The organism is Streptomyces sp. NPDC048483 (assembly GCF_040651455.1).
Lineage (GTDB): Bacteria > Actinomycetota > Actinomycetes > Streptomycetales > Streptomycetaceae > Streptomyces.
The window spans coordinates 1-10,624 of record NZ_JBEZJZ010000181.1; the positions used below are offsets into that span (position 1 = coordinate 1).

Genomic DNA, 10,624 nt, shown 5'->3' on the forward strand with positions numbered 1-10,624 from the left:
CCCCCACAGCTCCCACACCGAGAAGTCGAAGGCGTAGGAGTGGAACAGCGTCCAGACATCCTCGGCGCCGAAGCCGAACCAGTGGCGGGTGGCGGCGAACAGCCGCACCACGTTGTGGTGCGGGACGACGACGCCCTTGGGCCGGCCGGTCGACCCCGAGGTGTAGATGACGTACGCGGGGTGTTCCGGGTGGACGGTCACCTCGGGGGCGGTATCGGGCGCCGCCGCCAGCAGGTCCGCGATCGCCGGGTCGTCCAGCAGCAGCCGGCCGGCCGGATCGGCGTCGCCGGGCAGGCCGTCGGCGGTGGCGATGGTCGTCACCAGGAGGGTGGGCCGGGCGTCCTGGAGCATGAACGTGATGCGCGCCGCCGGATAGTGGGGATCCACCGGGACGTACGCGGCCCCCGTCTTCACCACCGCGAGGATCGCCACCACCAGCTCGGCCGAGCGCGGCAGCGCCAGCGCCACCAGCCGCTCTGGGCCGACGCCGCGGGCGGTCAGCAGATGCGCCAGGCGGTTGGCCCGCGCGTCGAGATCGCCGTACGTCAGCGAGGTCGCCCCGGACACCACCGCCACGGCGTCCGGGGTCGCCCGCGCCTGTTCTGCGAAGAGCGCGCAGATGTCCGTCCGGGGTGTTTCGGGCGCCACGTCGTCCCGGGCGGGCAGCAGTTCCCGGCGCTCCTCGGCGGACAGCACATCGATCCGGCCGACCGACTGGTCCGGGTCGGCGACGGCGGCCCGCAGCAGCCGCACCCACCGCTGGACGAGCGCCTCGACCGTGCCCGCCTCGAACAGATCGGTGCTGTACTCCACGACGCCCGCGAGCCCGCCCGGCGCGCCGTCCTCGTCGCTCTGCTCGGCGATGCTGACGGTCAGGTCGTACTTGGCGCTCCGGGTGGAGACCAGGCCGGTCGCGACATGCAGACCGGGCAGGTCGAACTCGCCGAGCGGGGCGTTCTGCAGGGCCAGCATGGTCTGGAACAGCGGGTGGTGCGCCAGCGACCGGGTCGGGTTGAGCGCCTCGACGAGATGCTCGAACGGCAGGTCCTGGTGCGCGTAGGCGGCAAGGGCGTTCTTCCGCACCCGCGCGAGCAGCTCGGTGAAGGTGGGGTCGCCGGACAGATCGGTGCGCAGCACCAGCGTGTTGACGAAGAAGCCGACCAGGTCGTCCACGGCCTCGTCGGTGCGCCCCGCGACCGGCGTGCCGATGGCGACGTCGGTGCCCGCACCGAGCTTGCCCAGCAGCGCCGCCAGCCCGGCCTGCAGCACCATGAACAGGCTCGCCCCGGATGCGCGCGCGAGCCGGTGCAGGTCCGCGTGCAGCCCGGCGTCCAGCCGCACCCGCACCTGGTCGCCACGGTAGGTCGTTGCCGCCGGCCGCGGCCGGTCGAAGGGCAGCTCCGCCTGCTCCGGCAGGCCGGCGAGGTTCTCGGCCCAGTAGGCGAGCTGCCGGGCGAAGACGCTGTCCGGATCGGACTCGTCGCCGAGCAGGTCGCGCTGCCACAGGGTGTAGTCGGCGTACTGCACCGGCAGCGGAGCCCACGCCGGCTCCGCACCACCACAGCGAGCGGTGTAGGCCGTCGTCACATCGCGGGCCAGCGCCCCCATGGACCAGCCGTCGCCCACGATGTGGTGGACCACGACGAGCAGCACCTGCTCGTCCGGCCCGGTCGCGAACAGCTCGGCATGCACGGGCGGCTCCGCCGCCAGGTCGAAGGCGTACCGGGCGGCCTCGGCCAGGCGGCCGGGCAGCTCGGCCTCGCAGGTCTCGGTGACCGGCAGCCGGAGCCGGACCTGACGGGGGTCCAGGACCTGCTGGCACGGCACCCCCTGGGCGTCGGGGAACACCGTGCGCAGACTCTCGTGGCGCGCCATGACATCCGCGAGCGCCGCTTCCAGGGCGGTGCGGTCGAGCCGGCCGGACATCCGCAGTGCCAGCGGGATGTTGTAGGTGGCGCTCGCCCCCTCCATCCGGTGCAGGAACCACAGGCGGCGCTGGGCGTACGACAGCGGCACCGCCTCGGGCCGCTCGTACGCGGTCAGCGCGGCCCGCGCCCGCCCCGCGCCGTCCAGCGCCGCGGCGAGTTCCGCGACGGTGGGCGCATCGAAGAGGTCGCCGAGCCCCAGCTCCACCCCCAGGACCGAGCGGATCCGGGCGATCAGGCGCATGGCCAGCAGCGAATGCCCGCCCAGCGCGAAGAAGCTGTCGTCGACGCCGGCCGCGGGCACGCCCAGCACCTCGGCGAACAGCCCGCACAGCAGCTCTTCCTGGACCGTGCGCGGCGCCCGTCCCGCGACGGCGGGGCCGGGGGCGGGCAGGGCCGCACGGTTCAGCTTGCCGCCCGGCGTCAGCGGCAGCGCGTCCAGCGTCACGAACGCGGCCGGGATCATATGGTCCGGCAGCCGCTCCGCCAGATGGCCACGCAGCACATCCGGGTGCGGGGCGGCCCCCGCCGCGGACGTCACATAGGCGACCAGCCGCGGGTCGTCGTCGTCCCGCTCGCGCCGGATCACCACAGCGGCCTGGGCGACGTCCGGGTGCGCGGCGAGCGCCGCCTCGATCTCACCGGGTTCGATCCGGAAGCCCCGGACCTTGACCTGGCCATCGGCCCGGCCGACGAACTCCAGGTTCCCGTCGGGCAGTTGGCGCACCACGTCCCCGGTGCGGTACATCCGCGTCCCGACCGGGCCGAAGGGGTCGGCGACGAACCGCTCGGCCGTCAGCCCCGGCCGCCGGAGATAGCCGCGGGCCAGGCCCGCGCCGGCGATGTAGAGCTCACCCGCCGCACCGGGCGGGACCGGCCGCAGCGCGCCGTCCAGCACATACACCCGGGCGTGGGCGACCGGCCGCCCGATCACCGGGTGCGTGGCGCCGGCGAGCGGTGCGACCACCGCGTCGACGGTGCACTCGGACGGCCCGTAGAAGTTGAAGCACCGCACTCCGTCGACCGCCCGGAGTTCCTCCCAGAGCTGCTGCCCGACCGCCTCACCGCCCGCCACCACCACGGAGGGCCGCCACCGTGCATCGCTCAGCAGCCCCCTCGAGAGCAGGATGCGCAAGTACGAGGGCGTGGCGTTGACGAAGTCGAGGCGGCGGCGGACGAGGTAGCCGATGAAGGCGTCCGGATCGGCCCACGTCTCCCGTTCCATGACATGCAGCTCATGCCCGGCGAACAGGCACATCAGCTGGTCCCACGAGGCGTCGAACGCTACGGACGTGGTCAGCGCCACGCGCATCCGGCGCCCCTCGCCGTCCGTCCCCGCGGGCGGGAACAGCGTGCCCTGCTGGTGGCGGAACAGGTTCACCACACCGGCGTGCGTGGCCACCACGCCCTTGGGCTGACCGGTGGACCCGGAGGTGTGGACGACATACGCCGGGTGGCGCGGGTCGATCCGTACCGGCGGCTCGGTCCCCGGGCATCCGGCCACCTCCGCGGCCGTTTCCGGGGCGTCGACGACCAGGCGCTCGACGGACGGCGCGTCCGGCAGCCGCCCGGCGGTGCGCAGGTCGGTCAGCAGCAGGGACGGGCGGGCGTCCTCGAGCATGCCGGAGATACGGGCGGCCGGATGCTCCGGGTCGAGCGGGAGATAGCCCGCTCCCGTCTTCAGCACCGCCAGGATCGCCGTCACCAGCTCGGCCGAGCGGGGCAGCGCCAGCGCCACCAGCCGCTCGGGGCCCGCGCCATGGGCAATCAGCGCATGGGCGAGCCGGTTCGCCCGCGCGTCCAGCTCCGCGTAGGTCAGTGCGGTGTCCCCGCACACCACCGCCACGGCGTCGGGGGTGCGGTGCACCTGCCGGCCGAAGAGCGCGGCAAGGCTGCTCGCGCCGGGCACCTGTGGCGTCGTGCCGTCGCGGTCGTCCGGCACCTCGTGGCGCCCGTCGGCCGGCACCAGGTCGAAACGGCCGGCCGGCCGCTCCGTTTCGGCGTCCGCGAGGCCGCGCAGCAGCTCCGCCAAACCCCGCTGATGCGCGCCGAGTTCCACGTCGTCGTAGGTGTCGGCGTCCACGCGCAGCTCGATGTGCGGGCCGCGGCCGTCGCGCCGGTCCAGTGCCCACACCGCGAAGTCGGCGAGGGAACCCTCCGAGAAGCTGTGCGCCGTGACGCGCTGTCCGGCGAAGCGTACGTCGTAGTCGAAGGTCATGATGTTGACGACCGCGGCGAAGGCCGTGCGGACACTGCCGGGCAGCGCGAGGTCGCGGTGCAGGTCCTCGCTGCGGTAGCGCTGGTGGGCCAGGGCCGCGCGCACTTCGGCGCCGACCTGGGCGACGAGCGCGGACCACGGCGTGTCCGGGCGCACCGACAGGCGCAGGGGCACCACGTTCGACACCGAGCAGGGCGTGGACATCAGGGCGCCGTCGGAGGCGTCGCGGCCGGTGACGGCCAGGCCGAGCGTGACGTCCTGCGCGCCGGTGAGCCGGTGCACATACAGTGCCGTCGCCGCGATCAGCACCCGGGACCAGCGGACACCGGCCCGGCCGGCCGCGGTCTCCAGGGCGTCCCGGAGTCCCGCGGGGTCGAGCGCGGCCCTGCGGAGCGGGCCGGCGGTGTCGGAGTGCGAGGCGGCACCGGCGGAGCGGACGGCGAGCCCGGCCGGCTCGGGGCAGTCGGCGAAGCGCTCCGTCCAGTACGTGCGGTCCGCCGTGAACGCCGCGGACGTGCGGTAGTCGGCGTCGTTCGCCACCAGCTCGTCGAGCGAGGCGAAGCCGGCCGGACCCGCCGGCCGGCCTTCCGCGAGGGCCGTGTAGATCTCGGCGAGCCGCTGCGCGACGCGCGCATAGCCGAATCCGTCCATCACGAGGTGGTGGTAGCTCTGGTACCAGAGGAACCGGTCGGCCGACAGCTTGATCAGGGCGTGGCTGAACAGGGTGTCGCGCGTGAGGTCCAGGTGGCGGATCCGGTCGGCAACCATCCACTCCAGGGCGGCGTCGTGCGGCGAGCGCTCCCCGCTCACGTCGAGGTACGGCAGTTGCCACGGGGGCATCTCCCGGACCACCTGTCGCGGGCCGTCACCGCTGTCGGTGAACCGGACGTGCAGCACGTCGGTTTCCTCGATCACCTGCCGCAGGGCCGCCTCGAACACGCCCGGTTCGACGGCGCCGTGGATGTCCAGGTACTCGGCGATGCGATAGGCCGGGTCCGCCGCGATCGACCGCTGTTCGGCGAACCAGATTTCGCGCTGAGCCGCCGTCAGGGGCAGGACGGCGCCATCGCGACGAGACATGGGGATACCTCCAGAGGTGTTTCCGGGAAGAGCTCGGTGGCGTCGGCGTCACCGCCGGCCGGCGGTGACGGCCCCGTGCGGTCGGCCGCGGGTCAGACGACCTTTTCGCCGGCCTGCAGGTGCCACAGGGAGGCGTAGAGCCCGTCGCGGGCGAGCAGGTCGGCATGGGTGCCCTGCTCCGCCACGACGCCGCCCTTGTCCATGACGTAGATCCAGTCGGCGTGCCGGATCGTGGACAGACGGTGGGCGATCATGACCAGGGTCCGGTTCGCGGCGAAGCCCCTGAGCGTGCGCTGGATGGCCGCCTCGGTTTCGTTGTCGACGGCCGAGGTGGCCTCGTCGAGGACGACGATGGGGGAGTTCTTCAAAATGGCGCGTGCCAGGGCGATGCGCTGCTTCTGCCCGCCCGAGAGCGTGGCGCCGCGCTCGCCGATCACTGTGTCGTACCGCTCCGGCAGCGCCTCGATGAAGCCGCTTGCCTCGGCCATACGGGCGGCGCGGGCCACGCTGTCGTCGGTGGCGGCGAAGCTGCCGTACCGGATGTTCTCGGCGATCGTCCCGTCGAAGAGGAAGGGGTCCTGGGCCACGAAGCCGACGGCGTTGCGCAGGTCGCGCCGGGACAGGTTGCCGATGTCCTGCCCGTCGAGGAGCACCCGGCCGGATCCGGCGTCCTGGAAGCGCATGAGCAGTTTGGCGATCGTTGTCTTTCCGGCGCCGGTGGCCCCCACGATGCCGGTGACCTGCTGGGGGGCGATGTGCAGGGACATGTTCTCCAGTACCGGCGGGCGTCCGGGGTAGGCGAACGTCACGCGCTCCAGGGTGATGCCGCCCCGCACGTCCCGGGCCTTGACCCTGCCGTCGCAGCCGTCGGGCTCGGCGGGCAGCCCGCGCAGGTGCTGGACGCGGTCGTATGCCGCCAGGGTCCGCTGGTACTGGTCGACGATGCCGCCGAGCCGGGTCAGCCGCAGCAGCACTTGCTGGGGCAGCCCGATCAGCGGGCTGAACACCTCGAAGGGCAGCGTGCCGTTGAGGACCGCCCGGCCGCCCAGCAGCAGCGTTCCGGTCATGGAGGCGGTGGTGCAGGCACGGATGGTCTCGGTGTGCCGGGCCGTGCTGCGGTCGGTGCGGTCACTGCTCTCCCGGCACACGCCGCCCAGCCGGTCGATCCGCTCGGCCTCGTAGTCCTCGGTGCAGAAGCTCTTGACGGTGGCACTCGCCTCGAGGCTGTTGACCAGCTGGCTGTGCAGTTTCGCCCGGTCCTCGCGGGAGACGGCGTAGTCGCCGGCGACCCGGTCGTGGTAGCGGAACGACAGCCAGGCGACGATCGGCATCGGCAGGAAGGCGATCCAGGCGATCTCCGGTGCCAGCAGGAGGAAGGCCGGGACCAGGACGAGGAAGCTGGTGACGAGCTGCACCACGTCGTTCGCCGAGGTGGCGAAGAAGCTGCCCAGCTGGCCGATCTCCTCGGTCAGTACCCCGGCGATCCTGGTGGTCCGCTCGCCGTCCAGATGCCGCAGTTCCAGCTTCTGCACATGCGCGTACGTCTCGTTGCGCCACTCGTGCTGCACGGCCTGGCCGAGCTTGTGCCACTTCACATGGGACGCGTAGGAGAGGGTCGCCACCGCGGCGCAGGCCACGGCCGCCGCGCCCGCGAGGAACCACAACTGGGCGGAGGCGCCGGCAACTCCGAGGCGCAGCAGCGGGGCGCACTCGCCCTTGATGAGGACGAGGGCGATCCAGCCGAGGAACAGGCCGAGTGCCATTTCGCTGATCTGGCAGAGCACCGACAGCGCGGAAGCCAGCGAGAGCTTGCCTTGGTGGGGACCGACGATGTCGAGCAAGGAACGCAGGGAGGGGCGGACGGCCGCCGGGCCGGCGGGGGAGTCACGGTCCGGCGTGGCGCGGCGCCAGGCGCGCCGCACCACGAGGGCGGTGGCCGCGGCGACGGCCGCGAGTACGGCAACGGGCTTGCGCAGCAAGGTGCGTGGACCCACTGCCAGGACGGCCGTGGTGCCTCCGGCGATGGCGAGCGCGGGGCGCAGGGTGCGTCGGCCGGATGCCGCCCCCGGTGCGACGGGCGTCGCTCCGCTTGCCGCGCGGGCCGGTCGGCTCAGGTGCGGGGAGAACAGCGCCAGGGTCTTCCGGAGAATGCGTCCGATATCCGCCGCCGCGACGCGGGCGTCGTGGTGAACGAGTACCCGCCCCGTAACGGAATTTGCCTGCGCGGACAGAATTCCCGGAATGCGACGCAGCGCGGATTCCAGGGATTCCGCCAGATGTGGTCGCCGGAGAACCGACGGGACATCCCAGCGCTGTCTCCCCGGAATGACGGAACGTGCCCGTATGTCCCGGTGTCCAGGCCGGCCCGTGACCGCTGATGCGTCCACCAGAAATGCCATGGAGAACAATCACCTGATTTCTAAGGCGCGCCCCGAATTGGGCGCGGCATCACCGTTCGGCAGGAGCGAAGAAGGAGAATGCGAGAGCCGCCGCGGCACCGCACCGGCTATCAGCAATGGAATGTCGACGTCAGGTGGGCGCGCTGCACGAGGGGGTCGCGGACGCGACGCCCTGTCCGCGAACATCGCGCGCAGTGCGCGCCCACCGTCATGTCATTCGCCCGGCGGTGGCTCCTTGCCCTGGCCGCTCTGGGAACCGCTCGCCATCTGGGCGGCGACCACTTCGGCGGTCACCTCTGCCGCGAGGTCCTGGACCCCCTCACCGGCCTCCTGCGCGGCTTTCTTCACTTCCATGACGAGTCCCACCGAGGTCTTCACCACACCCCGCACCAGCGGTTTGGCGACCCTCTTGGCCAGCGGCGCCACGATCAGACCGATAAGAAATGGAGGCACTGCAGGTAGCATGCTTCTTTTCCCTTTCTTTGTGGGTGCAGAACACGGGACCCGTACTCCCGGCCGTGCCGGAGCGGCATGGATTACATCGGACGCCAAAGAAATCGTCGCGCACGCCGGTCTGTCGCCGGCGTGGCCCCCTACTGTGCCGTGGATTTCGATTGCATTCCCCAGCGCAGAGCTTGCCAACGTGCACAACACTAGCCGAGCCGCACCCATCGAAAACATGGTGATCGGCATGCTTTCACCCGTTCGGGCAATCACATTTCTTGAAACCCTGTTATTCCGGCCAGGTGTCATCCCGGACGTCGATATGGCGGGAATTATTCGCGCAGTCACGGTCGGCCCTGAGGTACCGCAAGGCCCCCAGGGCTGGCGCGGTCCCCGAACGGGGGATCTCGCGCCAGATTTCGGCCATGTTCACAACGAAACGTGACGAACACCGCCAGAGCCGCGCCGACCAGGCTTTCCGCCCCACCCGGTGGGAGGTCATGAGGTGCCCTCGGACGCGCTGAGGACCGCGCCAAGGACTCTGACCGACTTTGTGCTACCCGCGAGTAATTTTTGGCTGATCATCGTCTCACCAGCAGCGTTGGCGCGCCCGTACGCTCCGATCACCGCACCGGACCGGTGCCACCGCCCTCTCGCGTGGCACCGCGAACAGACTCTGATGGAGCAGCGATGACGCGATCCCACCCCGCCGGCAGACACCCCCGCCGGCTCAGGACGGCAAGTGCCGTGCTCGCCACGGCGCTTGCCCTCGGCGTCGCCGTCCCCATGGAATCCGCGTCGGCAGCCACCCGCCGTCCCGGTGCTGCGACCGCCGCCTCCCATGCCGCCCCGTCGTTCCGTCTGGCCGACATACGGATGAAGGACGGCGTCGTCCTCAAGGCCGATGTGTTCACCCCCGCTCCTGGCACCCCCGGCGCCGACCGGAAGGGCCACTACCCCCTGGTCGTCCAGCCGGCCAGCTGGGGGCAGAACGACCTGGAGTACGTCGCCCAGGGCAAGCAGCTCGCCGCCGACGGCTATGTCGTCGTCACCTACACCGTGCGCGGATTCTGGCGCTCCGGAGGTGAGGTCGACGTCGCGGGCCCCAAGGACACGGCCGATGTGTCCGCGGTCATCGACTGGGCCCTCGCCCACACACCGGCCGACCCGCAGCGCATCGGCATGGTGGGGCTCTCCCTGGGCGGCGGCCTCACCCTGATGGGTGCCGCCTTCGACCCACGGATCAAGGCGGTGGCCGCGCTGAGCGGTTGGGCGGACCTCGCAGACTCGCTGTACAGCGGGCAGACCCGGCACCTCCAGGCCGTCAGCGTACTTACCGCGGTCCAGACGCCCACCGGCCGCAGAAGCCCGGAGCTCACACGGATGCTGGGGGACCTGTATGCCGACCGGGACATTCCCCAGGTCGTCAAATGGGCGCAGACCCGGTCCCCGGCCAGGTACGTCGACCGGATCAATGCCCATGGCACGGCCGTGTTCCTGGCCAACGCCTGGGGCGACAGCATCTTCAACCCCAGCCAGATGACGGCCTTTTACCAGCGGCTGACCGGTCCCAAGCGGCTCGAGCTGCGCCCCGGAGACCATGCCACACAGGAGTTGACGAGCCTGCTGGGGCTGGACAACGCCACCTGGGCGAGCGCCCGCAAGTGGCTCGACCACCACCTCAAGCGCGCCGGTGGCAGCGACGGCCGAGAGCAGCCGGTGGAACTGGAAGTCCGGCCGAACGGCAGGCACGAGAGCTACCCGGACTGGCGCGCCGTCAGTTCCCGGACCGACCACCTGCGGCTCGGTGACCCGAATCTCCGTGGCACCGGGGCGCTCGGCGGCACCGCCGGGACGGGCTGGCGGAAGCCCGTCGTTGGTGGCACCGATTCAGGCGCGAACGGCGGCCTCGCCATAGCGTCCGGGCTGTTCGACCAGGTTGCCGGCCTGCCGCCCACCGTGATCGTCCCCCTGCTGCCCCGTACGGCCGGCGCCGTATGGCAGTCGTCACCGTACGCGGCAGCGCAGCACCTGCGCGGCGCCGCACGGCTGCACACGACCCTCACCGCGTCCGCGTCGCGGGGCACGGCCATCGCCTATCTCTACGACGTGAACGCCTTCGGCGTCGGGAAACTGATCTCGCACGCCCCGCAGAGCTGGTCCGGCAAGAAGCCCGGGCGCGCCTTCCCGCTCGATGTCTCGCTCTTCGCCACGGCATACGACCTGCCCGCCGGGCACCGGCTGGCACTGGTCCTGGACACCAAGGACCCGCTGTACGGAAGCTCGACGCCGACGGGCAGCACGGTGTCGTTCGGCTCCACCCCGGCCGATCCGTCCGAGCTGGCGCTGCCCCTGCGGTGATCCACGGGGCGGGCCCTGGCTAGGGCCCTGTCGTCAAACTCCCGCCTGCCTCGCGACGCCTGGCACGCGCGCTCGCTGCGTTGTCGGGCTCATCCCGGTACGGCCCAGTACCGGGATGACCCTCCGCCTTGCGATCGCACGCACCAGACGCCGCGAGGCCCGCCCTCCGGGCGAACGACGGGAGTTTGACGACAGGG

Annotated in this window: 5 protein-coding genes; 2 read left to right on the forward strand and 3 right to left on the reverse strand. The window is 71.8% G+C overall.

Annotated features, from left to right (window positions below; all coding sequences use genetic code 11):
- The 3 genes from AB0D04_RS41045 to AB0D04_RS41055 form a co-directional block, all read right to left on the reverse strand.
- On the reverse strand, positions 1-5,223 hold a 5,223-nt coding region (locus AB0D04_RS41045), incomplete at its 3' end, for an amino acid adenylation domain-containing protein (protein ID WP_362712510.1).
- A 92-nt stretch (positions 5,224-5,315) separates the two neighbouring features.
- Entirely contained in the window at positions 5,316-7,622 is a 2,307-nt protein-coding gene (locus tag AB0D04_RS41050; protein WP_362712511.1) for an ATP-binding cassette domain-containing protein, read from the reverse strand.
- A 213-nt stretch (positions 7,623-7,835) separates the two neighbouring features.
- Complete coding sequence (locus AB0D04_RS41055; RefSeq protein ID WP_362712512.1) at positions 7,836-8,075, reverse strand: DUF5132 domain-containing protein; 240 nt, start codon at positions 8,073-8,075, stop codon at positions 7,836-7,838.
- Positions 8,076-8,085: 10 nt separating this feature from the next.
- On the opposite strand from AB0D04_RS41055, the gene AB0D04_RS41060 reads away from it, so the two are divergent.
- Entirely contained in the window at positions 8,086-8,511 is a 426-nt protein-coding gene (locus AB0D04_RS41060) for a hypothetical protein (protein WP_362712513.1), read from the forward strand.
- A gap of 245 nt (positions 8,512-8,756) precedes the next feature.
- Entirely contained in the window at positions 8,757-10,427 is a 1,671-nt protein-coding gene (locus AB0D04_RS41065) for a CocE/NonD family hydrolase (protein WP_362712514.1), read from the forward strand.
- Positions 10,428-10,624 lie beyond the last annotated feature (197 nt).